At 56.2% G+C, this 25280-nt stretch carries 18 protein-coding genes; 10 read left to right on the top strand and 8 right to left on the bottom strand.

The window, feature by feature from the left end; all coding sequences use genetic code 11:
- Nucleotides 1–2 precede the first annotated feature (2 nt).
- The 4 genes from VB672_RS13005 to VB672_RS12990 all read right to left on the bottom strand — a co-directional run bounded on the left by VB672_RS13005 (nt 3) and on the right by VB672_RS12990 (nt 5596).
- Nucleotides 3–803 (bottom strand): SDR family NAD(P)-dependent oxidoreductase, encoded by an 801-nt coding sequence (locus tag VB672_RS13005; RefSeq protein ID WP_329784611.1) that lies wholly within the window; start codon nt 801–803, stop codon nt 3–5.
- Nucleotides 804–849: 46 nt separating this feature from the next.
- Nucleotides 850–2487, bottom strand: coding sequence for an acyl-CoA synthetase (locus VB672_RS13000; protein ID WP_329784610.1), 1638 nt, complete (start codon nt 2485–2487; stop codon nt 850–852).
- Between the two features lie 102 nt (nt 2488–2589).
- On the bottom strand, nt 2590–4464 hold the full coding sequence (locus VB672_RS12995) for a TRAP transporter large permease (RefSeq protein ID WP_329784609.1): 1875 nt from the start codon (nt 4462–4464) through the stop codon (nt 2590–2592).
- Nucleotides 4465–4576: 112 nt separating this feature from the next.
- Nucleotides 4577–5596, bottom strand: a complete 1020-nt coding sequence (locus VB672_RS12990; protein ID WP_329784608.1) for a TRAP transporter substrate-binding protein — start codon at nt 5594–5596, stop codon at nt 4577–4579.
- A 199-nt stretch (nt 5597–5795) separates the two neighbouring features.
- Between VB672_RS12990 and VB672_RS12985 the strand changes: the two genes are divergently transcribed.
- The 5 genes from VB672_RS12985 to VB672_RS12965 all read left to right on the top strand — a co-directional run bounded on the left by VB672_RS12985 (nt 5796) and on the right by VB672_RS12965 (nt 13711).
- A complete protein-coding gene (locus VB672_RS12985) occupies nt 5796–6662 on the top strand; it encodes an IclR family transcriptional regulator (protein WP_329784607.1) in 867 nt (288 codons plus the stop codon).
- A gap of 1103 nt (nt 6663–7765) precedes the next feature.
- Complete coding sequence (locus tag VB672_RS12980) at nt 7766–8410, top strand: 4'-phosphopantetheinyl transferase family protein (protein WP_329784606.1); 645 nt, start codon at nt 7766–7768, stop codon at nt 8408–8410.
- A 13-nt stretch (nt 8411–8423) separates the two neighbouring features.
- Nucleotides 8424–9482: a thioesterase domain-containing protein gene (locus tag VB672_RS12975; protein WP_329784605.1), complete on the top strand. Its 1059-nt coding sequence runs from the start codon at nt 8424–8426 to the stop codon at nt 9480–9482.
- The gene (locus VB672_RS12970) at nt 9479–12454 is read left to right on the top strand and encodes an amino acid adenylation domain-containing protein (RefSeq protein WP_329784604.1); all 2976 of its coding nucleotides are present in this window, start codon (nt 9479–9481) and stop codon (nt 12452–12454) included. The genes VB672_RS12975 and VB672_RS12970 overlap by 4 nt, the downstream gene beginning before the upstream one ends.
- A gap of 87 nt (nt 12455–12541) precedes the next feature.
- Nucleotides 12542–13711 (top strand): acyl-CoA dehydrogenase family protein, encoded by a 1170-nt coding sequence (locus tag VB672_RS12965; protein WP_329784603.1) that lies wholly within the window; start codon nt 12542–12544, stop codon nt 13709–13711.
- Between the two features lie 155 nt (nt 13712–13866).
- Here VB672_RS12965 and VB672_RS12960 read toward each other — a convergent pair whose 3' ends face one another.
- From VB672_RS12960 to asnB, 4 genes are all read right to left on the bottom strand, one after another.
- Nucleotides 13867–14553: a class I SAM-dependent methyltransferase gene (locus tag VB672_RS12960; protein WP_329784602.1), complete on the bottom strand. Its 687-nt coding sequence runs from the start codon at nt 14551–14553 to the stop codon at nt 13867–13869.
- 122 nt (nt 14554–14675) lie between these two features.
- Complete coding sequence (locus tag VB672_RS12955; protein ID WP_329784601.1) at nt 14676–15953, bottom strand: O-antigen ligase family protein; 1278 nt, start codon at nt 15951–15953, stop codon at nt 14676–14678.
- A gap of 27 nt (nt 15954–15980) precedes the next feature.
- Nucleotides 15981–17174 (bottom strand): glycosyltransferase, encoded by a 1194-nt coding sequence (locus tag VB672_RS12950; protein ID WP_329784600.1) that lies wholly within the window; start codon nt 17172–17174, stop codon nt 15981–15983.
- On the bottom strand, nt 17164–19128 hold the full coding sequence (gene asnB / locus VB672_RS12945; RefSeq protein WP_329784599.1) for an asparagine synthase (glutamine-hydrolyzing): 1965 nt from the start codon (nt 19126–19128) through the stop codon (nt 17164–17166). The genes VB672_RS12950 and asnB overlap by 11 nt, the downstream gene beginning before the upstream one ends.
- Nucleotides 19129–19648: 520 nt before the next feature.
- Between asnB and VB672_RS12940 the strand changes: the two genes are divergently transcribed.
- The 5 genes from VB672_RS12940 (at nt 19649) to VB672_RS12920 (ending at nt 25119) form a co-directional block, all read left to right on the top strand.
- Nucleotides 19649–20668: a GNAT family protein gene (locus VB672_RS12940; protein ID WP_329784598.1), complete on the top strand. Its 1020-nt coding sequence runs from the start codon at nt 19649–19651 to the stop codon at nt 20666–20668.
- A gap of 708 nt (nt 20669–21376) precedes the next feature.
- Nucleotides 21377–22093: a nucleotidyltransferase family protein gene (locus VB672_RS12935; RefSeq protein ID WP_329784597.1), complete on the top strand. Its 717-nt coding sequence runs from the start codon at nt 21377–21379 to the stop codon at nt 22091–22093.
- 49 nt (nt 22094–22142) lie between these two features.
- On the top strand, nt 22143–23330 hold the full coding sequence (locus tag VB672_RS12930; RefSeq protein ID WP_329784596.1) for a DegT/DnrJ/EryC1/StrS family aminotransferase: 1188 nt from the start codon (nt 22143–22145) through the stop codon (nt 23328–23330).
- A gap of 11 nt (nt 23331–23341) precedes the next feature.
- Nucleotides 23342–24115: a sugar transferase gene (locus VB672_RS12925; protein WP_329784595.1), complete on the top strand. Its 774-nt coding sequence runs from the start codon at nt 23342–23344 to the stop codon at nt 24113–24115.
- On the top strand, nt 24112–25119 hold the full coding sequence (locus VB672_RS12920; RefSeq protein ID WP_329784594.1) for an SDR family NAD(P)-dependent oxidoreductase: 1008 nt from the start codon (nt 24112–24114) through the stop codon (nt 25117–25119). Before VB672_RS12925 ends, VB672_RS12920 begins: the two co-directional genes overlap by 4 nt.
- The last annotated feature ends 161 nt before the right edge of the window (nt 25120–25280 follow it).

Raw genomic sequence — 25280 nt, 5'->3', positions numbered from 1 at the left:
CCTCACCCCTGCCCGCTGTGGAGGGATGCTGATGGGTTCGGTGCGGGGTTGAGAATACCCGCGATCGAGAACCCACCATCGACGCAGATCGTCTGCCCGGTGATGTAGCTGGACTTTCGCGAATCCAGCAAGAAAACGGCTGTTCCGGCGATCTCGTCCGGCGATCCGTAGCGGCGCTGTGGCACCGTGATCATCCAGGCTGCACGCACATCCGGCGTATGGACCTCCTGAACCAAGGGGGTTTCGATCGGCCCGGGGGCGATGGCGTTCACGCGGATCCCAAAGGAAGCCAGTTCCACCGCCATGACTTTGGTCATGGTGATGACGGCGCCCTTCGAGGCGCCGTAGGCCACACGCCCCTTGTTGCCCATGACACCGGAGACGGACGCAATGTTGACGATGGAACCGCCTCCCCGCTCCCGCATCAGCTTCGCCGCATCGCGGGCCACTACGAAACTGCCGATCAAATTCACCTCCAGCATCTTCCGAAAGAGATCGACATCCGTGTCGAGGGCGGGCACATCCCGACCAATCCCAGCCGAATTGACGATTCCTGTGATCGGTCCAAACTCCGCCTCGCAGGTCGCGATGGTGCGGACGACGTCGTCCTCGTCGGCGACGTTCATCCGCTCGAAGCGCACCCGGTTGTTGGATGGTGAGAGGACTTCCCTGCAGCGATCAAGGTTCTTATGGTCGAGATCCGCCACGATAGCCCGCCAGCCTTCCGCGAGAATGGCTTCTACCACTGCTAGCCCTATACCGGAGGCTCCCCCGGTCACGAGCACAGTCTGCTGCTGAGCCATGGTTCTCTCTCCTCAGGCGCGACCCATCTGGGCCTGGTCCTTCATGTCAGGTCGCACCGCGAATCGGTTGGACCAGTGGCAGACAACCGCGCTTCTCGAGCTCCGACCGAATGTCCTTCTTGGTGATCTTGCCGTAGGCGGATCGCGGCAGGGCATCCCAGAAGAACACCTGCTTCGGGAGCTTGTAGCGGGCGACCTTGCCTTCCATCCAGGCCAGGAGTTCGCTCTCGCTCACATCCGCCTGCGGTCGCCGTACGCAGACGGCCACGCCCACCTCGCCCCATGTTCTGTCCGGCACTCCAAGGACGGCGACTTCGGCGATGGCAGGATGCGTGAGGATCTTCTCCTCGATCTCGCGCGGATAGACGTTCGAGCCGCCCGAGATATACATGTCGGAGGCACGGCCGGTAATGTAGAGATAGCCTTCCTCATCCACGTGCCCCAGATCGCCCGTTCGGAACCAGCCATCCCGGAATGCCTTCGCATTGGCCTCGGGGTTGTCGTAGTAGCCGGCGAATACAGCCGGTCCGCAGACACAGATCTCTCCTGTCTCGCCGGGGGCAAGCTCCCGTCCCAACTCGTCCTGAATCGAGACCTGCATGCCCGTCCGCTCGTAGCCGCAGGTTCCGATCTTTACATCAGGACCATCATCCGGTTCATGAAGGGCCGGCGGCAGCACGGTGATGTTTCCGGTCACCTCGCCCAGCCCGAAATACTGGACAAGCACCTTCCCGAGCTTCCTGAGCGCATGCTTCTGGTCCTCCCGGTACATGGGAGCACCAGCATAGATCACGTAGCGGAGGGATGAATGGTCGTACGCATCCACGGAAGGGTGCTCGGTCAGCAGCTTCACGATGGTGGGAACGGTGAAGAGATTCGTGATCCGCCACTGCTCCACGAGCCTCCAGGCCTCGTCGATGTCGAATCGCTCGCTCGAGAGCATCACGGTCTTGGCTCCCCGCGCCACTTGCGTGAGCTGGTGAACGCCGGCGCCGTGCGACAGCGGCGCGACCACGAGAGACGCGTCCTGATGCGTCGTCCCGGGCATCAGATCGCAGAGGTGGTTCGTCACCACGAAGGCCATCTGACCGTGGGTCAGGACGGCGGCTTTCGGGCGCCCGGTAGTGCCGGACGTGAAAAAGAACCAGCAGGGATCATCGTGCTCAACCGATGCCATTGGCGCGCTCACGCCCGAGTGCCGCGCGACGAGTGCATCATAATCCTCGCCAAACGCCGATTCTCCGATGGAAATCACGAAGCGAATTGCGGGAGCAGCCTCACGTACGACTGCTGCATGGTCCGAGAAGTCGCGATGGCATATCAGGGCCGAGGCGCCGCTCGACTGGGCGAGATAGGCAACCTCATCCGGGGTTTGACGAAAATTCGCCGGCACCCAGACGGCCCCGATCTGGAAGCAGGCAAACATGGACTCGAACATCTGGTTGCAGTTCTTGGACTGCACCAGCACGCGATTGCCCTTCCCTATTCCCTTTGCAGCCAATGCAGTTGCCATGGCATTGACACGCTGCTTAAGCTCTGCCCAGGTCCAAGTCGCCTCGCCCCAGACAAAACCGATTTCCCCGCCATGGCGCCGGGCCGCTTGGTGCAGGAAGTTGGCCAGGTTCATGACCCGTCGGGACACGGGAAGAACGCCCCCGGAGGACACCTGAATGGATGCAGTCATCTATGGTGTTTCCAAAGACAGATTGTGACAGGGTGTGCCATCGGGCGACTTTCCTTTTTGCCGAACGGCTTGAATGATCGCCTCGCGATGTTGAGGCTGTCATCAGAGGAAAGCCGTCGAAATCCACGGTACAGTGGCGATGATTACCAGACCGACGATGAGCGCCACGAGGTAGGGCCAGATTGCCCCGATGGCCTCGTCCGGCGAAACATTGCCGATCTTGCAGGCCAGATAGAAGCCGATGCCGATGGGTGGCGTCATCAGGCCGATGTTCATCGCCGTAACGATGACCATCGAATAGTGGATGTCGTTGATCCCGAGGCTCTTCGCGATGGGAAACATCAGCGGAGCCATCAGGACGATGGCGGGAAGCCCTTCGAGCACGCAGCCCAGAATCATGAAGACCACGATGGTCACGGCCATGAAGCCGATCCAGCCTCCAGGTAGGCCGGTCATAACAGACGCGAGACCCTGAGCGACCCCCGCCTGGGTGATCGCCCACGCCATGGCAAGAGCGGTGCCGAGGATCAGCAGGATCGACCCAGTGAGCGCCGCGGTCTCGACCAGCATCCCGTAGAGTTTGCGCCAGCCGATGCCCCCATAGAGAACAATACCCACGAACAGAGCGTAGATGACCGCGATGGTCGACACTTCGGTAGCGGTCGCGACACCTCCGGCGACGGTGCTGCGGATGAGGAACGGCAGGACCAGCGCAGGAGCCGCAACGAGAAGCGTGCGGCCGATCAGGGACGCCGGCGCGCGGCGAACACCCTCCATGCTCTCGTGGCGGCACTTCCACCGCGCTAAAATCGCCAGCACGGCAAGGAGAACCATGGCGACGACGAAGCCACTGGTGAAAAGACCCGCAATCGATACGCCCGCGACGGATCCCAGGACGATCAGGACGATGCTGGGCGGAACGGTGTCGGCCATGGCGGCACCGGTCGCGAGAAGCGCGATCATCTCACGCGGGCTGTGACCACGCCGCTTCATCTCGGGGAAGAGCGCCGGCGCGACGGTGGCCATGTCGGAGACCTTGGAGCCAGAGATGCCGGACACCACGAAGAGCGAGCCGAGCAGCACGTACGACATGCCCGCGCGCACATGGCCGAGGAGCGAGGCCAGAAAATCGACGATGGCCTTGCCCATCCCGGTCGCATCGAGAATGCACCCCAAGAGAACGAAGATCGGAACCGACAGAAGGATGATGCCGGACATGCCTTCGTCCATCCGCCCGATCATGACGAAGGTCGGAACCTGGGTGGCAAACGCCAGATAGCTCAATGTGCCGATGCCGAAGCAGAAGGCGATGGGCACCCCGGCGACTAGGCAGGCCGCCACGAACACAACCAGGAACAGCAGGATTTTGGCGTTGCCCATTCTCACAAAAGAAGGCGATAAGAACCAGAGCGCAGCGGCGACCCCAACGATCAGGAGAGCCGCGACGGCGAGGTCGCGCCATTCTGAGCCTTTCAGCGCATAGGCTGTCACGATGCCCAACATCGCGACCATGCCGAAGGGAATAGCCGCCACGCGGAAGGTGTTCGGGATGTTCAGCGCGGGGGACGTGATGTACCATTCCTCCAGCGCGTAATCGAAAGCCGGCACCATCAGGCAGAGAAGGAAGGTCGCGATCACCAGGAGAGCAAAGGCCTGCAGGAAGCCCTGAAGCCGTTCAGGCATCTTGTGCAGGAACAATGTCAGCCTGAGGTGCTCGTTGCGGTCGAGCGCGATGGCAGATCCCAGCATCGCGAGCCACAGAAAACAGATCGACGCAACTTCGTCGATCCATACGACGGAAAGCGAGAAGACATAGCGGGAGGTCACGCCCGCCAACAGAAGCGCGACGATGGCGACCAGCAGACCGGAGGCGACAATCTCCACAGGCTTCAGAAAGCGCGACCCTGAGCGAACCTCATCACTTTCCGCGATGATAAGAGGTTCCGATGCAGGAAGAGCCTGTGCGGAGGATGTCATGTCCAAACATTCCCTACGATTCTCCGGACGCCGCCCAACCGAGCTGGCTGTCCGTCACGGGAGCACCGGGTCTCTGCGCTACGCGCGGTGAGACCCGGCATCCAAGGTCCGATCAGGCCAAGGAGCCGACTGCCCGCTCAAGCAGAGCCCATGCCTCGTCGCCGTATTTGCCCTTCCATTCCGAGTAGAAGCCGGCCTTGCGCAACTTGTCGCGGAAGGGCCCCGGATCAGGCTGGTTGAAGATCATACCCTTTGCGGCGAGTTCCTGCTGAAGGGTTCCGTTCAGCTTGGCTACATCCTCACGCTCTTTTACGCCCGCAGCGTTGATGTGCTTGGCCACAATAGTACGCACATCCTCAGGCAGCCGCTCCCATGCGCGCCGGTTTGCCAGAAACCAGAACCCGTCCCACATATGGTTCGTCAAAGAGCAGTACTTCTGCACTTCGTTGAGCTTCGCCGTTGAGACGATGGCGAGCGGATTTTCCTGACCGTCAACGACCTTGGTCTGAAGAGCCGTATAGACCTCGTTGAAGTTGATCGATGTTGGCGCCGACTCGAACGCCTTGTACATCGACGTCCATAGCGGAGAGACCGGCACCCGGATCTTGAAGCCTTTCAAGTCGTCAGGCGTATTGATCGGCTTCGTGGAGGACGTCGTCTGCCGGAAACCATTGTCCCAGATTTTGTCCATGACCACTAGGTTCGCTTTGGCAATCTGCTGACGGACATAAGCTCCAAGGTCACCATCCATCGCCTTCCAGACCGTCGCATAGTCCGGGAAGGCGAAACCGATTCCATTGATGGATGCCGCCGGGACGAGGGTCGACAGGATCAGTCCTGAAAGCGTGAAGAATTCCACGCCGCCCGAGCGCACTTGGCTAAGGGTGTCAGTGTCGGATCCCAGCTGGCTGCTCGGGAAGATCTGAAGATCGAAGCGGCCATTCGTCTCCACCTTGATCGCCGCAGCCATCTCTCGCGCCCGTGCATTCATCGGATGGGAGTCAGGCAGGTTGTTTGCATATTTGTAGGTAAACTCGGCCTGCTGCGCCCGCGCGATGAACGGCGCCCCGACAAGGGCCCCGGCGAAAGCGGTCGAGCCTGCAGTGAGCAACCGACGGCGAGACAAGATCATGTAACCCTCCTGGTTGGAGTCCCATGGGATCTCCAGGCTTCCTCAAACCTTGGTCCATATGTCGGACCATACTTCTTTCTGACGCGCCACGTATCGGGCGTTTTCATTGGCCCTAAAGGAGGCACTCTGATACCCTACATTGTCAACGAAAAACTGCTCATCAAGAGAAAACCACAATCCAGTGTCATCAAAGGTCCATATGCTGGAACAGCACAAGACCCTGTCAGGCAAGATTGCTATCCAAGGTATCAGAAGTGCAGCCGCTAACGGAGCACAGGCGATCGACAGGGCTGCAACCCTGCTCCTGCTCGTCGGGCGAGCCGCATCTTCAGGTGCCCGCCTGTCCGATTTGGTCGAGCAATGCAATCTTCCGAAGCCGACCGTCCGGCGGATGCTTCTCGCCCTCGTGCGGGCAGGGCTGCTGGACCAGGATCTCGAGACGAGGCGCTACTATCTGGGCCCGGAGATCCACGTTCTCGGAGCCCTGGCGAGCACTCGTTTTGGCATCCACTCGATCTCGCTTCGGTCACTCGTGAAGTTAAGCCAGCAGACCGGTGACACTGCATTTCTTTCGGTGCCGCGGGACGTCTACTCCATCTGCGTGCATCGGGAAGAAGGTCCGTTTCCAATCCGGGTTCATGCCCTTCATGCGGGAGACCGTCACCCGCTTGGCGTGGGAGCAGGAGGCTTGGCTTTGCTCGCCGCTTTGCCTGACGAGGCAGTGGAGGAAGCGCTGGCTGCCAATGCCGACGTATTGGCAGAAAAGTATCCGCCCTTCTCTCCCTCGGTCCTGCGCAGTCTCGTTCAGGACACTCGAGCGAGGGGCTATGCTCTAAACCCCGGCATGCTTCTTTCGGATTCCTGGGCCATCGGCGTCCCGATCCGAGGCTCGGACGGCAAGCCGGTCGGCGCCCTATCCATTGCAGCAACCGAAAGTCGTTTGACTCCCGAGCGCCAACTTGAAATCGTCCCCCTTCTCAAGAAAGAAGCTTTTTGGATTGAGACTCGCTTGAACGAGGCTGACTCTGGCGAGAAACAGGTTCGCATTCGGCGAAACCAACCATGATGGAGTCCACCGTCTCTACTCCGGCATAATCATCGGAGCCCTCGGCGGCTGTGGAAGCCTATTCGAGCAGCACACGAGCGCCTATTGGAGCGCAACCGTCGGCCACTGGCACTGTGCGTTTCGTGGAGTTCGAGCCAAGCAGCCGAATATCCTATGGAGTCAAGTGTTTCTCATTATCGATTTTCGAGATCAGGACGATGCGGCTCTTGATTCCATAGAACCAAGCTTTTCGCGGGCGATGCAGCCATCGCACCGGATAGTGGTCTAACTCCAGAAGTTAAAGTCCGAGACCTTGACGCAGTCCGGTTCGGTCGCGATCGCAACGAGCACATATGAGGCGAATGCATCGGCTGCGCGCGAGACGGTGTCCGGACCGACCGCGGACCCAGCCTGAAGCGCGCCTGCACTCCTACCAGAACGACAGTTATGCCATGCGCTTTGGGCCTAAGCCGCAAAGCACAACGTTGCAGGAGTACAACCAACACAGATTGAAGTATGTTCAACTGCTCTGCAACTGAACACCCGAGGTACTCCGAAGAATGGAGATCGCCCGCTCCTAGACTCCTATCGATTCTTTACGATCCCCAGCAGCCTGCTCGTAGCCGTCATGATGACTGTTAGGTGAGGACCGTTAAGCCGGATAAACTTTCGCCAAACCGCTGTCCCAATGCAGTCGCCTAACTGTATTCCAAGCTTGAGTTGCATCTCAAACCGTGAGGGCTTTGCCCATTCACTGTGGTGTCCTTGTACCCTTGGCGAATGCGACGTTTAACTTCTCAGGCCTACCACGTTGAGCGAAAGACTCGATCACTTTGGCGAGGTATGATCGGCATGCTGATTTGAACTATTCAAAAGTTGGATAGTCAGAACTGCACCGATATTTGGCGGTATCAGACACTCAGCAAGCAATGCTGTATATGCTTTTATGTCTATTTCCCGACTTCCGACGTAGTCTTCCCATACACCCAAATATCCACCGCACGCCACTTGCTTCCGCACAACGTTGAATGTTTCATGAATTCACCCCGTGTGAACGGCAATCCCGTTCATTGGAGGGATCTGCACTTGCGCATGTTTGCGCCCCAAGCGATCGGGATCCACATATGACTCTGGCTGCTGACCTGAGGTCCGAGATCATCCCGGTCCTTGAGAATGACGGCTTGGAAATTCTGGCCTTCAGGCTCGATTCTGAGCCGGATCTCATGCAGGGCATCGACACTTGTTTGAGCGAAGACGAACGTCGGCGTGCTGAAGGTTTGGTGTGGGAACGTGACCGTCGCCGCTATGTCGTTACCCGAAGCCGGTTGCGTCATCTCCTCGCTTCGAGGCTAGGGATCCCGCCGTCCGACATCGAGCTGAAGTACGGTCCGCAAGGAAAGCCTCGACTCTCGCCCCGAATGTCTGTCCGCGATCTGCACTTCGGCGTATCGCGGTCTGACGATTTGGCTGTCATCGCTTTTTCACGCGCGGGGGAAGTCGGGATTGATATCGAAGCAGTTCGTCCCTTGGCCGAAGCCGACGATATCGCGTCGCTATGCTTTACAAAACCTGAGTACGAGTCCTATTGCGCCCTCGGACTGGAGAAGCGATTGGAAGGTTTCCTTCAGCGGTGGACCCGGTTGGAAGCCATCTCCAAAGCATTGGGGTGCGGCTTAGGGTGCTCGTTTCCTTCGGATGACAACGACTGGACGATTCATCCATTCGCACCGGAACCGGGATACATCGGGACTGTGGTCTTTCATAAGTGATTGGAGGGTCCCTATGAATACGGCTGCTATGAAAATACCGGACCTTCTGTCTGATCTCGCAGGCAAAGACATCAAAGTCTGGTTAGAGGGCAATCAACTGCGGTGCAGCGCACCTGCGGGCGCTCTGACGCCGGAGTTCCGCGATCAACTGCGCGACCGGAAGAGCGAGATCATCGGGTTTCTGAATATGGCTGCGGCAGCCACCCAGCAACAGCGGGCGATCGTGCCGCTCCAGCCCCGGGGGACACGCACGCCCATCTACGCCGTGCCCGGACACGCTGGAGCCGTCTTCTCGTTTTCCGATCTCTCGAAGCGCCTGGGCGAAGAGCAACCATTCTTCGCACTGGAGCCGCCCGGCCTTGACGGGCGGACTGAGCCTATGGAGCGCATCGAAGACATCGCCGAATATTTCGCCGAACAGATCCTGGAATATCAGCCGGTCGGCCCGTACGTTATCGCCGGCTACTGCTCCGGTGCCTCGACGGCATTCGAGTTGGCGAAGCTTCTCAGTCAGCGCGGAGCGGAGGTTCAGTGCTTGGCCCTCTTCGGTCCTGTTCACCCGAGTACGTATCAGACGTCCTCCCGACTGCTGTTCTTCGAATCCAAACGCCGAGCCGGCGCGGTTGTTCACCACATGCGGAAAGCGGCGGAGCAGCCTTCCTTAGAGGCAAGCCTTCGCTATGTCGGCGATCGTCTCGGGTATCTCGGCGGTCGTCTTCGCAATCGTAGCAATGGCCTGCGACCGCTCCTCGCCTATCTTGGTGCACGTGACGAGTCGGTCAAGGCTGATCCCGTACTGGTGCGCAGAGCCCGGCTTGCAGCCACGGCCACAAAGGCAGTGCGGCGGTACAATCCCACTCCATATTTGGGCCGTGTGTGCATTTTCCTTCCGAACAAGGCCTGGGTGCGATCCGGAGCTAGGCCGCTCCGATGGCTCGAGGCAGCGCCCCGGACTGAGGTCTATTACGGGCCGAAGAGCTGTTACGGCCCGCTTATGCTCCAGGAACCGGACGCGCCGGCCATTGCCGATCTGTACCGCCAGTCGGAGCGCGGAGTCGAGGAAACCCCATGAACCAGATCCTGCCTTCCATGTTGCAGAGCGTCACTCCTCCCCTCCTAAGCGACCATGATCGTCGAACGCTGGTCGTTGAGTACAACGCCACGGCCGCGCCCTATCCGTCGGACAGGACTATCGTCGATCTCTTTCGAGCACAGGTGGCGCGGGCCCCCGACACAGAAGCAATTCGCTTCGGCGACGAAAAGCTGACGTTCCGGGAGTTGAACGAGCGCTCGAACCAGATGGCCGCCCACCTAACCTCAACCGGTGTCGGGCCTGGACAGATCGTCGTCGTACTCATGGAACACTCCATCGAGGTTGTCGTCGCTATCCTTGGAATTCTGAAATCTGGCGCCGCCTACGTGCCGCTAGATGCAGCGACTCCGAAGGGGCGCCTTTCCACGATCCTGAAGGACATCGCTGAGGGAACCGGCGGAGTCGCCCCGGTCGCGATCACACAGGCGCACCTGCAATCTGCCTTTTCGCCCGACCTCGCAGAGGTCTTCGTACTCCACGCCGACTTCCGGTCCATTTCGTCCCACTCCGAAGCGGACCTTCCGTCTGCAGTCGCTTCGGACGGCACCGCCTACATCATCTTCACATCCGGTTCGACTGGCGTGCCCAAGGGCGTCATGATTAGTCACCGAAGCCTGGTGAACTACATCTGGTGGGCCTCCCAGGTCTACAGCCCCGGCGAACGCCTCGCTTGGCCCTTGTTTTCCTCGCTAGCTTTCGACTTGACCGTTACGACGCTCTTCACGCCTCTCGTCACGGGCGGCCGTATCGTTGTCTATTGCGGCGATCCCGGCGCGCAGGGCATGGTCGTGCTCAAAGTCATCGACGACAACGCCGTCGATATCGTGAAGCTGACACCAGCCCATCTTGCGATGATCCGCGATCGCGATTTGCGTGCCACGCGGATACGCAAGTTCATTGTGGGCGGCGAGGACTTCAAGACCGAACTGGCCCGGGACATAACGAAGGCCATTTCCCACCCGGTCGAGATCTACAACGAGTACGGACCCACCGAAGCCACAGTGGGCTGCATGATCCACCGGTTCGACATCGACCGGGATCTGTCCCCGTCGGTGCCGATCGGCACTCCAGCTGCCAATGCCGGGATCTACGTCCTCAACGATCTGCATCAGCCCGTTCCGCCCGGGAACATCGGTGAGATGTTCATCGCAGGAGACGGCCTCGCGCAAGGCTATTTCAATCGCTCCGACCTGACGAAGGAACGGTTCGTCACAACAACCGACCCTCGGAATGGCACTTCGATGCTGCGGCTGTACAAGACGGGCGACCTCGCCCGCTGGAATTCAGAAGGCCTCCTCGACTTTCTCGGCCGCGCCGATCACCAGGTGAAAGTCGGCGGTGCTCGTGTGGAACTGGGCGAAATCGAAGCCCGCCTCCTGAAGCACCCGGACATTCAGGAGTGCGCCGTCGCCGCCATCACCGCAATAGCCGCGAAGCCCGCGACGCAACTGCGTTATTGCGAGCGGTGCGGCCTCTCATCCGACCTGCCTGGCACGACGTACGACGAGGCCGGCGTCTGCAGCCTATGTCGGGCCTTCGACACCTATGTCGACAAGGCTCAAACCTATTTCAAAACACCGGACGACCTCCAGGCCCTTATTGCCGAGATGAAGGCCAACCGAAATGGACCCTATGACTGCATCGTGCTGCTGAGCGGCGGCAAGGATAGCAGCTTCATGTTGTGCAAGCTCGTTGCCATGGGCGTGAAACCGCTCACCTTCACTCTGGACAACGGCTTCATTTCCGAGGAGGCAAAGGCGAACATCAGGCGACTCGTGAACGGACTCGGCGTGGATCACCACTGGGGAAGCACGCCTTATATGAACGAGATCTTCGTGGATAGCTTGAAGCGGTTCGCGAATGTCTGCAACGGCTGCTTCAAGACGATTTACACTCTGGCCACGAACTTCGCCCGCGAGAAAGGGATCGGTTACATCGTGACCGGCCTGTCACGTGGCCAGTTCTTCGAAACTCGGCTGACGGAAGAAGTCTTCAAGCGGGACGACTACGATCCGGCCCGCTTAGATTCCCTCGTGACGGAAGCGCGCAAGGAGTACCATCGTCGCGAGGATGCGGTGTCGCGATATCTCGATGTGGATGTATTCCGCGGCGACTCCGTGTTCGAGGAGGTGAAGTTCATCGACTTTTACCGATATTGGAGCGTTCCGCTGGAGGATATGCTCGAATTCCTGAAGACGCAGGCGGGATGGAGTCGGCCTGCAGATACTGGGCGCTCGACGAACTGCCTCATCAACGATGTCGGCATTTACATACACAAGAAGCAGCGGGGATACCATAATTACGCCCTGCCCTACAGCTGGGACGTTCGACTTGGCCAGAAGACGCGCGACGAGGCCATCGACGAGCTGAACGATGAGCTCGACGTGACCCGCATCAAAGAGATCATGGCCAAGATCGGCTACATTGAACCGGCTGCGACCGACGATGGCATTGCCCGCCTCGTAGCCTACTATGTCTCTCAAAAAAGCGTGAGCGTCGCAGATCTGCGAACGCACCTCGCCGAAGTGTTGCCCGAATCAATGCTGCCGACGCACTTCATTCGCTTGGAACGGATGCCGCTCACGATTAACGGCAAAATCGACCGCGCCGCGCTTCCCGAGCCGACGGCAGAGAACATCCAGCCCACGCAGGAGTTCATCGCCCCGTCGACAGCAACGGAGAAGACTCTGGCTGCCCTGTGGTGCGATCTGCTGAAGATCGAGTCGATCGGTCGCAACGACAACTTCTTCAGCCTGGGGGGCCATTCACTCCTCGTGATGCGAGCGGTATCGCGTATACGGGAGGCCTTCGGCGTCGACATGCAGCTCCGTAATCTCTTCGAACGTCCGACAGTGGCGGGACTCGCAGAAGTGATCGACGGAATGCTCTGGATGGCCGAGACACGAACCGCCTCGACGTCTGAGGGACCTAGGGAGGAAATCGAGATTTAGCTCGCGGGGAGGTCTTCGAAGGGTGCCGTTCAGCCACTTGGGACGGACGGCATTATGCTGAACCGGTCAGTAAAGCGGGTGATGTGTATGGACAGAGCTGGGGGAATAACCCGGGGATCTGGACTGCCTTGGGCGACGGGAGAATACGAGCTTCTGCGCGATCAGGTGCGCCGGTTCGTGGAGAAGGAGATCAAGCCCCATGCGGACCGTTGGGAGGAGGAAGGATTCATCCCCCGACCCGTCCTGCGTCGGATGGGCGAACTCGGCTTCTTCGGCATTCGCTACCCTGTCGAATACGGGGGCTCCGGAATGGATGCAGTTGCGTCAACGGTGTTTGCCGAAGAACTCGGGCGCTCGACCTATGGCGGCGTTGCCATCGCGACGCTGGTGCATACCGATATGGCCTCCGTGCACGTCTTCCATGACGGAACCAAAGCGCAACGAGAACGCTGGATGCCAGGCATCGTCAGCGGCGAGGTGATTACGGCAGTCGCCATCACGGAACCGGATGCCGGCTCCGATGTAAAGGCTATCCGGACACGAGCCCGCCGAGACGGCGATTCCTACGTTCTTGATGGCGAAAAGCTCTATATCACGAACGGTGTCTATGCAGATCTCTATTGCGTCGCCGCCAAGACTGACCCATCGGCCGGAGGCCACGGGATCACCATGTTCCTCGTAGAGAAGGGAACGCCGGGTCTTAACGTCGCCCGGGCCCTCGACAAGCATGGCTGGCGTTCCTCCGATACCGCAGAGCTTGTCTTCGACAGCTGCCGCATCCCGGCCGAGAATGTCCTCGGCATGGAAGGCCAAGGCTTCTACTCGATCATGCGCAACTTTCAGAACGAGCGCCTCGTCCTCGCTGCCATGGCGATCGGAGCGGCTCAGGCGGCAATCGACATGACGCTTGCCTGGGTGCGAACCCGCAGAGCCTTTGGGGGTGTCCTGTGGGACATGCAGGCGATCCGCGAGCGCCTCGCCATGCTCGCCACGAAAGTGGAGGCAGGCCGCCAGTTCCTGTATGCCACCGCCTGGCGCATGGCGGCGGATGAGGACTGCATCCGCGAGGTTTCGATGGTAAAGGCCTTCTGCGGAGAGCTCGTCAATGAAGTCATGTATACTTGCGTGCAATTCCACGGCGCCATGGGCTTCATGCGCGAGAGCCCAATCGAGCGCATGGCGCGCGACGCTCGCGTTCTCTCGATCGGCGGCGGTGCGACCGAAGTCATGCTGGAGGTCGTCGCGTCGATTTCGTGAGTGAAATTGAGACAGCGAATGGCTGGCTCTACGACATCGTGGTTAGGACAATGCCGCGTCGAAGCTGACTTACTCGGCCTCCAACATCATCTCAGGTCTCCCAGGGACCAGTCCGCATTGGGACTGCTCTACCCAAGCAGCAGCCGTGGGTGACTTCACCTTTTGCTGAGAGTCCCGATATAGTGCGATCGAAGGACAGGCACTTTTTTGAACAATGGATAGAGCTGCTCCGTATGACGACCGAGCCTCTCGGCTATTGGAGGAAGGAGGGTCGTTGACCTGAGATTGAGAGTGAAGTCTGGAAAGAGCCGGCGAATGCGCGCCTTTGTCATGGCTTTCACATTAGGATTCTGAGGATTTGGATAACGAAGATCATACCAGATAATGGCGCCGTCCGGCTTGAGCAGTCGAGTGATGGTTCTGGCGATGTTGTCCGACATTGATTCGTCCAGAACAGAGGAAAAGACTGTAAAGGCTGAGATGAGATTGAAGGATTCATTGGGAAAGTTGAGCGCTTCCGCATTCGCCACTTCGAATGTAAATTCAGGATGTTTGTTACGTGCAGCAGCAATCCGATCAGCGACAAGATCGATCCCGAATAGATTATCGGCTTGAGCTCCCAACTCGGAAAATCGACTCAGGAGAGTTCCATTTCCACATCCTATGTCCAGGATCCTGGCTTCGGCGAGTGAGTGCCGGCGTTCCTGGTTGAGAATATTGCGCAGTTCTCGATAGCCTTCCGAGATCATATAATCTCGACCCGCATTCGGGCTATTCCACTTCCCGTGCTTCCTATAGTTTTCATAGGCTTGGCGTATTCGGTCAACCTCTGCATCACTCATTTTTCGCCTCGTCGTAGTTTAGGCGCAGCACTTTGAGATAATGGATCAGTTCGCGATACTGTTAGGTCGCCCCCAAAGCTCTTCGCTGCAGTAGCCGACTATGGACCCATAGAAGCGAACGCTCATGAGGTGCGCTCGCGGGCGGCCAATGTGGCAATGGCGAGTGTGATTGCGATGATCGAATCAGAAAACCGGAGCAGCAAAACGTCATGCGCGGACGACATCTGGATGATGAGAATCGTCGTAAATCCAAAGATGATCCCGCGATACTTTGAATTCCTCCCGGCAATCACAGGCCACGCCAAGAAGCACAGGAAAACCATAAAGGAAACAAGGCCGCTCTCTCCCAAGATCGTCAGAAAAGTGTTGTGGATGCCCAACCATCTGTTGGTTTCGAGGCCATTCAGGACTTTCCGAAGCCCGCCTTCCATGGCGTGAAATTCGCCCAATCCGGCGCCCCAGGGAAAAACATCCTTGATCTTGTGGAATCCGAACTCAATAAGAACTGTACGTCCCGTCGTCGTCCGCGCACTGACCTCACCTCCGGCCAGATTGAGCACATCCGCCAATCTCTCGCGCTGATCCCACGATAACCTAAATAGATCGTGTTCGTAGACGAACCATAGTGCGCCTCCTCCCATGGCGACCGCCACGGAGAACAGCAAGATGCTTCCCATCGATCGTCTCGTCAGCACGAACGCGGCCGTCAACACCAATCCTCCAAGCATAGCCGCTTTTGAGAATGTCATCACCAGCGCCAGGATGGCGATGCCGGATTGCACTACCTTCCAAACAAGGCTCCTTGCGGGAAGCACCACAATCAGAACAAGGCAGTATAAGGCAGCCGTGGCAGCTTGGTTCGGATTCTCGAACAGGCCCGATGCACGTTCTGCTTCTTCCATAGGTGCAGAGTATATGGCATCGGCGGCATTCACTGCCTGATACTGCTGCAGGGTGCTCGAGAATATTGTGCCGACACATGCTATAAGTGTGAGATATTTGAAAATGATCAGAACAGACAATACCTGTGGTTCATCAAGAGAGACAATCCAGAAATACAGCGCAGAGACCAGCAAAAATGTAGCGAAATAAAGCCGCACGTAAGATAGATCGATTGAAATTGTTTCAAATCGCGGCATCGAGCCCATTATGAGATATAGCGCTATGGTCGCTGCAAATAACAGGTAGATGAATGACAGATGCCGCAATCTAGCGTATTGGAGGGTCAAAATTATAGTCAAGGCGAGGACGAGCGGAGACAGCATCTCAGCCTCGCCCATGAACATTGCGGCGACAGCATTCAAATTCAGCCCAGTAAAGCACAACAATCCCAATCCGAATGGATTGAGTAGTAAGCTCGGCACGGAATGCGATCTGATTGTCTCTGTACCGGCCAGCACCTCCGCCTCCCCTATTTCAGCTTCTCATCATGGAAAAAAAGCTTTCACTCTGAGAAGGCGTCTTCGTAGCGCTTCTAGCATTCGCAACCGACTGCTTGAAGACATCCTGAATTTTGATGATCGTTGAGAGCTGATCTTTTCTAGCGCCATTTCATACTGTGTAACGATATGGCGCACGTCGAAGCTTCCGACGACTTCCGATGCAACCCGACATCGTCCCCCGTTTGTGAATTGATCGATTTCCTCGGCCAGAGCAGACGCGCTGTAATCCAGCGAGAGACGGCATTCCTGAATATCCTTCAATATATATTTCAAGCCTGCCACCGGTGTCGCAACCACAGGAGTGCCGCACGACAGAGCTTCTAGGACGACATTTGGGAATCCTTCGAAGCGTGACGACAGAAAAAATCCATCTGCCTGCGCAAAATAAGGATACGGATTTTGGATATACCCAAGCAACCTCACGCGATCCTGCAGCTTACGTTCTTCAATCAAGCGTCTGAGGGAGTGCCGTAAGGTGCCATCACCAAGAATGGTCAAAGTGACATTCTTGTTCTTTGAAAGGCCCACGGCTTCAATTGCAATATCAAAGCCTTTTTGATCCTCGAGGCGCCCGGCTGCCACAAAATTGAAGCAGCGGGAATCAAATCCCGTGTCAACAATCTGGTTAGCCCGTTTCCGAATGAGATTGAGGTCCAGCGGATTGTGTATCACGACTGCTCGCTCATCTCTCCAGTCGAGAGACTTACGGAAATCTTCTTCCATGGCATGGGACTGAAACACGAGAAGGTCGGCGCTGCAGACCGAAACCTTGTTAAGCAGTCGCCAAATGAACGGACGTTTTCGAGTTTGCAATTCGGCACTGAAGAGAATCGCCGGACGTGCGACAAAGGCGGTCCGTTTTGGCCAAAACAGCTTGGTACTTCCAAGCGCAACATTCATATAATCGATTGTCGAGAAGACCAGGTCCGGCTTTACCTCCCACAGAAGCCGTAAAGCACCCACGAGTCCGAACCGGAGACGCGAAGCTTTCAGGTCGTATATCCTGATATCCGATGGAAGATCGTCCGTGAGAGCAGCTCCTTTCTGATTGACGACCGCTAATGACACATCGAACCTGTCCCGCGACAGATTTCTCAGCAAAGTCAAGACGACCCGCTCAGCTCCTCCCGCAGCCAGGCTCGGAAGGAAAAACAGGGCACTGATCTTCTTAGCTGCCATAGCGTGCCTGCCATGCGCGAAACATCAATACACGCCACAGGTGGTCCGCGTAGTTCCATGTTCCGGATTGGTGGTCATCCCACATCCTCGTGATGTTCTCCTTGTTGAGAATGTCATCCTGAAGACTCTCCGAGAACAGTAGATCAGCCGCCCAAGTCTTCAACGGCCCTCTCAGCCATTCGCCAATCGGCACACCGAAGCCCATCTTGGGACGATCAACGATCGAACTCGGAACGTAGGAGTTCAGAATCTTGCGCAGGGGCCATTTCGTCTGACCGTGCCTAACTTTGTACGAAGACGGCAGAGAGAAGGCAAACTCGACGACCCTGTGGTCGAGCAAGGGTAGCCGGGTCTCAAGGCTTACCGCCATGGCAGCCCTATCTACCTTCGTGAGGATATCAGTTGGAAGATACGTCACGGTGTCCATCGCTGACACAAGTGAGAGCATGTCCCGCGCGCCAGAAACCGGGAAGTTCGAAGCTCCGATATCATATGCGGATGCTTCCTTTAACATTGAACTCCAATAGTCCGGGCGGAAGGAGAACGCCATGTAACGATGAGTCGGACTTCCCAGCGCAAACATCTCCGCTAGTGCCCCGAGACGGTTTGCGGCAGCCTTGGACGATCGGCCGACAGGAAGCGCTCGCAAGCGCATCATTGCGGAGGGCGAATTAAATGCGAACAGTAACGCGCCGAGAAGAGGCTTTCCCGGGATGCGCTCGATGGCTGCTGCGGTGCGCTGCCGTTTATAGCCGCAAAAGAGCTCGTCTCCTCCATCACCACTCAACGCGACTGTAACGTCCCGCCGGGTCAGCCGGGCAAGAGCTGCTGTGGGTATCTGAGAACTATCGCCAAAAGGCTCATCCCATATCTCAGCGAGATGAGGGACAACTGCGAGTGCTTCGGACGACGTGATCGTCATGTCTCGATGGTTCGTACCAAGGCACTGGGCAACAGCTTTGGCGTGATGAGCTTCGTTGAAGCCAGCCTCCTCGAAACCAATTGTATAGGTTTGGACCGTTTGGCTTGATACCGACTGCATGAGAGCGACAATGGTGCTGGAGTCGATACCTCCGGATAGAAAGGCACCCACGGGAACATCAGCAACCATTTGCATACGAACTGCCTGAACAAGGAGATGTCTGAGCTCCTCCACCGCATCATCGGGCGTTCCTCGAAAGACTTCGGTATTTAGCGCTGTTTGGAGGGACCAATAATACTCTGTCTTGATATCACTCGCAGAAAATGATCCTTTCATTTGCAACGTAAGCAACTGACCAGGCTCAAGCTTGAAGATTCCTTCATAGATCGAGTAAGGAGCCGGGATTGCTCTTTGGTAGAAATACTGCCACAGGGCAGTCGGGTTGATCGTCGGCGCGAAATCGGGAATTGCCTGTAAGGCTTTCAACTCAGACGCAAAGACAAACATTCCATTGACGTACCCATAATATAGCGGTTTCTCCCCGAGACGGTCACGAGCCAGTATCAGAGTACGATCCAGGCGATCCCATAGCGCGAATGCAAACATTCCGACACATCGGTCAAGAGCGCCGCGAACGCCCCATTTTTCAATAGCGGCCAGCAGAGTCTCCGTATCGGATCCACCCTTCCAGCATGCTTGCCGCATCAGAACATCGCTGCACTGATGAAGGACTGGACCTCCCGGCAAAGTCTCTTCCAAGGTTTTTCGTATGTCATTATGATTGTAAATTTCGCCGTTGAAGACGAGCACGTAGCGCCCGCTATGGGAAAACATCGGCTGGTGGCCAGCTGGCGACAAATCGATGACGCTGAGGCGGCGATGGCCCAGCGCGACTCCACCCGAGATATCTATCCACTGGCCATCATCATCCGGTCCCCTTGTAATTAAGGCTGTGGCCATTCGCTCCAGGAGTCGACCCGGCTCGCTTGGGCAATCCTGAGGTGAGAAAAGAAACCCTACGATGCCACACATGATCTTCCCTTAGGATGTCCCTAGACCCAAGGCGCATCATGAGCAGTTCGCGACTTGCCGAACCCCTATGCCGCCCAAACCTTCGACACACTATCATCATAGAGCTGGGGGAACGGCGGCTCATTCTAGCTAACCATTTTCCTGTTGAGGTACCTCCGTTGGACCAAGACCTACAGACGGATGCCAGTCTATCAACATCGTTCACACTGAGCCCTTACGCTCGACCGGCAGAGATGCCGAGCTTCATGCGCCGAGAGTTGATATAGATCCTGCAATCTGAGGGGCGTTCAAAGGCAGCCAACGGGCAGCTTCCTGTTTCGGCGCTAGCCTGACATTTCGACGAGCCCCGATGCGTCTGAGGCTCATGCCGCCTCATCAGCGGCAAGGGTCATTGGATGTAGACGCGGGAATTTGGTGTAGTTGCAGCTGACTGCAACTAGACCCAAACGGGAACTGCACGAATGATGAGCACATGCACCTATAAAGGGTATGGGAGCATCTTCATCTCCGACGGTATCCAATGAAATTCTCGAGAGTTCCTTACGACCTCGTTCCCTGGGAATGCCTCGACAGTTACGAGGATCGAACCTTCTCACAAAGAAAGGAATGGCTCGACTTCGTCTGCGAGACCCAAGGCGGGGAACCCGTCATTGCAAGACTTGAAGACGGTGGCTATACGCTTGGCTACTTTACAGGTGTCCTCATCAAAAGGATGGGCTTCACCATCCTGGGCAGTCCGTTTCCAGGCTGGACCACGCCCTATATGGGTTTCAATCTCTCTCCGGAAGTCTCACGGACCGCAGCCGTTTCAGCATTGATACCATTTGCCTTCCGCGACCTTAACTGTCACCACTTAGAGATCGCCGATCCGGCCCTAGCCAGTCACGATATGACCAAGCTTGGCTTTCAGATGCGAATGGGCCAGACATTTCGATCGGACCTGACCGTGTCTGAAGACGAGTTGTTCTCTCGCATGGATAGCGCATGCCGTCGCTGCATCCGGAAAGCATCCAAAAGTAACGTCACAGTGGAAGAAGCAGATTCCGAGGGGTTTGCACACGAGTATTACCAGCAATTGATCGACGTTTTTGCTAAGCAAAATCTGAGACCGACGTACCGGCGAGACAGAGTCGAGGCATTGATCAAACACTATCACTCGACAGGTAATCTCTTGCTTCTGCGAGCACGAAGTCCAGATGGACAATGCATCGCGACAGGCATCTACCCTGGCTTCAACAAAACTTCCTTCTTCTGGGGGAACGCCAGCTTTCGAGAGCAGCAACACTTGCGCCCCAACGAGGCTCTGCACTGGTACGCGATGAAATACTGGAAGACGCGTGGTATACAGTCCCATTTTTGGGGGAATGGTGGAGACTATAAGAGAAAGTATGGAGGTGAAGAGGTTCCGTTTATGGAGTTTCGCCTCTCCCGCGGAGCTGCCACGGCCATAGCCAGAGATACTGCTAAGGCCCTTTACTTTTATGGACGCAACGTGAGAAAACAGGTGTTGGCACTGACACGATCGTTCCTCACGACATAATGCGTCCAGGATAAATCGAGACTGATCTACACCAATTCCCCTCAACCGCGGGGCATCTTTTCACCGACACGTCAGTCTCGACCCGACACGCGTCAGAAGTGATAAATGCAACGTACTTCTTTCTATATTGGACACTCCGCCAGGCAGGCAGAATGTCGAACCACGCGGCTTATCAAATCTCACGTAATTTCCGCAACTAATCATATTTGACGTCAGTTGAAAGTCATGTTCCCAGTACCGGCGAGCTTCGGAATAACTAGAATTATTGATTTATAGTTGCATCGCGATCTAAATCTAAGCCTTGTAAGGCAACGTGATTTGGGCGCATTCTGATTGTTTTCTCAAAGTTGCAGTCTGTTTTCCTTGAACAGGCGACCAAGCATCCACTTTGCAACTTTCCGCGCATTCATCCCGCGGCCGTCTAATTATCTGAAAAATGCAGACCCGGGATACAACGTAAGAACAAGACCATCTCTAGGATTAACTCATAATATGGCCGGCACTCTGCTTTGCTCGTTCAACTTGCAATGCTATCGTTTGGCAAGCTTTTAGAGAATAAGCGCACTGAGACTGTACTGAAATATGCTCCTGAAACTTCAAGGTTTCAGAGGTTCATCCTCGCCATCTGGATTCGCGATGATCGCCCAAGCGCATGAAGCGGCTCATTCTGCCAAAAGCAACAACGTGGGCTTTAATTAGGAGGCGTGAATGAAGGCTGTCATTCAGTCGGGAGGAAGAGGAACGCGTCTGAGGCCGTATACATCTGTTCTGCCCAAGCCATTGATGCCCATTGGTGCGAAACCGGTCATCGAACTCCTTCTCAAATGGCTCAGACGAAACGGGATCGAGGACATTTATATCACGACAGGATACCTAGGACATCTTATCCGCAGCGTCTGTGGCGACGGCAAGCAATGGGGGATGAACATCACCTATACGCAAGAGACAGAACCACTCGGGACGATTGGTCCACTGACACTTCTGCGTGACCAGCTGGATTGCACGTTCCTCGTCCTGAACGGCGATGTGCTGACGGACCTGAGCCTCAATGCGTTCAGCTCATTCCACCGCAGTCACGGTCACCCTTTAACGATCGCCACTACGATCAGAACGACCAAAATGGATTTCGGCGTTGTTGATGATGTCGATGGTGTAGTTACGCGATTCCGTGAGAAGCCGACGCTTACTAATTGTGTCAGTATGGGTGCTTATTGCATGGAACCGGATGTCCTCCGTTATATTCCTTCCGGCATGCCCTTCGGTTTCGATGACCTGGTATTCTGCATGATGGAAAGGGGCGTGCCTGTCCACATCTACAAGCATCAAGGCCTATGGCTCGACATCGGACGTGTAGAAGATTTCCACAAAGCCCAGGAAATCGACTGGGATGAGCAAGTCCCATCGCTTGCGTCTATCGCGGTTTGAAGCCGAAGCATAACTTCGAACGCAACGGGATCGATAATCGGAGAGAATTATGCTTTCAGCCGCGCCTATCTCGAAGATCGAACACGATTCAGACCTGCCGGCGTCACTGACTGACGTCTCCTTCATCCCCGTAGCGGATCCGGTACTTGGTCACGATGAGAAAGCTGCTCTCTGCGAAGTGATAGACAGCGGCTGGATAACAATGGGCGAGCGAGTGCAACGCTTCGAACAAGATCTTGCAAGAGTACATTCTGTCGAGGACACCGTCGCAGTCAGCTCCTGTACCGCTGGCTTGCACCTCATTCTCCATGCGCTGGGCATCGGACCTGGTGACGAAGTCCTTGTACCCTCCTTGACATTCGTAGCCACCATCAACTGCATTCTATATGTCGGCGCCACGCCAGTGCTCGTTGATATTGAGTCCATCAGCAACCCATTGATGTCTCTCGACGACGCTGCGAGCAAGTGCACGAAGAATACGAAAGCAGTCATACTCGTCCACTATGCTGGCTACCTCGGCGAACTCTCTGCTTGGAAGGAGTTCGCAGACAAGAGAGGTCTTCTTCTCATCGAGGATGCTGCTCACGCGACGGGTCTCAAGGATGTCGGCACCTATGGAGTGGCTGCAGCTTTGAGCTTCTATGGCAATAAAAACATGACTACTGCTGAGGGAGGCGCCATCATCGCCTCCGATCAGGGTTTACGTGACAAGTTCCGAAAAATGCGGGGTCACGGCCTGACAAGCGGTACATTTCAGCGCCATTCTGGATCGAGCCCTGGATATGACATGATCATGCTCGGCTTCAACTACCGTATGGACGAGTTGAGGGCCGCTATAGGAATTGTCCAACTCAGACATCTTGAGGCATGGAACCGCAAGAGAGAAGATCTTACACGGGTATATCGATCACTGCTCGAACAACATGTTCCGGAGGTTGTTGTTCCTTTCAACGATAATTATGTATCTTCCTTCCATATCATGCCAGTTGTTCTGCCGGAGGGCGTCGACAGATCGCGCGTGATCAAGATGATGCGAGACTCAGGCATACAAACAACGATCCATTACCCTCCTGCGCATCTCTTTTCCTTCTATCGCGGACAACTGCCATCAGCCGAACTTCCAACGACAGAGGACTATGGCAAACGAGAGCTAACCATTCCGCTCTTTCCGCGTCTCGACCTCGTGCATCTGGAACGAATCACAGACGCGCTTGCGACATCAATTCGTTGCCAGTGAGGCTAAATAAAATGTTTAACCCGCGAGCAATCAGCCTCACATCAGACTTTCAACGGTTTATGTCCGAAGCATCCCGGCGAATTTTCGACATCGTGTTCTCCAGCATATGTCTCATTGTTCTATCCCCTGCCCTGCTTCTCATTGCGGTAGCGATCTGGCTTGAAGGTGGACGGCCAATCTTCTTCAAGCAGGCGCGCCTTGGAAGATATGGGAAGCCGTTCCATATGTATAAGTTTCGCAAATTTCACAAAGACTGCGGCACCAGCGGACCTCCACTCACATTACAGCAAGACCCGAGATTGACTAATGTTGGACGCTTCTTGGCATCATCGAAATTTGATGAATTGCCACAACTTTGGAATACTCTTCGGGGTGACATGTCCGTCATTGGTCCTCGCCCGGAGTCATTGGCCTTCGCAGACTGCTTCACAGGAACCTTCACGGAAGTACTCAACCATAAGCCTGGCATCCTTGGCCCAAGCCAAGTGGCCTTTCGAAACGAATGTTCTCTCTACCCTCGGGACTCTGATCCAAGCGAGTTCTATCGGGTCGAAATTTTCCCAGCCAAAGCCTCCATCGACCTTCAGTATTACTCTCAGCGAAGTCTCATCCAGGATATTCTATGGCTAGCATACGGGGTTCTCGCGGTTCTTAGGATTGGCCCACGGTTGCCGAAGGCGAAGATATTCAACGCAACTGACGAAACTCCACACGTCCTGATGTCTAGACCGACGATTCCCATGCCAATTCAAGGCCCAGCCACGACACGGGGTACGGAAGCGTGAGATACGAAGGCACAAAGGTACTTATCACCGGCGCTGACGGCTTCATCGGTTCACACCTGACAGAAGCTCTACTATCCCAATCAGCCCAAGTGACGGCATTAAGCCTCTACAACTCGTACGACAGCTACGGGTGGCTGGATGACATCCCAGATGAAGCACGATCGCGTGCGAAATTGGTACGTGGCGATCTGCGCGACTCAGCTTTCGTGCGCCGCATTGTCCGCGATCAGGAAGTGGTCTTCCATCTTGGAGCTCTGATAGCCATTCCCCAATCCTATGCGACGCCTCACTCATACGTCGAAACCAATATCATTGGAACTCTCAATGTCCTGGAGGCGGCGCGGGAGTTTGGCATCAAGCGAGTCGTACACACATCCACCAGCGAGGTATATGGTACGGCCGTCACAATGCCCATCAACGAGACTCACCCTCTGCAGGGCCAGTCTCCCTATTCGGCATCAAAGATCGGCGCTGACATGATGTCGGAGGCTTTTGCTCGTTCCTTTGATCTACCCGTTGCCATTCTTCGGCCGTTTAATACATTCGGGCCTCGACAAAGCGAGCGCGCCATAATCCCAACCATCATCCGTCAAGCCCTAGACCGGAGTTGTCTGGAAATACGGGTTGGCGATACGTCCCCCGTTCGCGACTTATCTTTCGTCGACGACACCGTTGCCGCGTTTCTGGCTTTAGGATCATCTTCGAAGATCGAATTCGGCAAAGCATACAATGCCGGAAGCGGAATGGCTGTTACTGTTTCCGATCTCATCAATATAATTGTGGAAGCGACAAACTGCAGTAAGCCCGTCGTTCAAGATCCTCAACGGCTCCGGCCCGCAAACTCTGAGGTACGCGCTCTGCTTGCCGATAGCACCCGTCTTTCTCAAGAGACTGGATGGCGCTCGCGCGTTCGCCTGTATGAAGGCCTAGAGCGAACAATAGGCTGGTGGCGCGATCGCATAGATCGTGGATTGGTTCGTCGTGATGCGGGCTTCAGTACGTAACCATCGCTTGGTTTCAACATGGCACGCTATTCTGCGAGCCATTCTTCAAGGCAGGCTCGTTACTGATGATGGAAGCGGCGGATCTATCAAGTGACGGTGGCGGATACTGCATTATGGAGGCGTCAAGATCACGGGTTCCCTGAACCTAAGTCCACGAGCCC

The organism is Microvirga sp. CF3016 (assembly GCF_036314085.1).
Lineage (GTDB): Bacteria > Pseudomonadota > Alphaproteobacteria > Rhizobiales > Beijerinckiaceae > Microvirga.
This window is presented reverse-complemented; position numbering and strand designations above follow the sequence as displayed.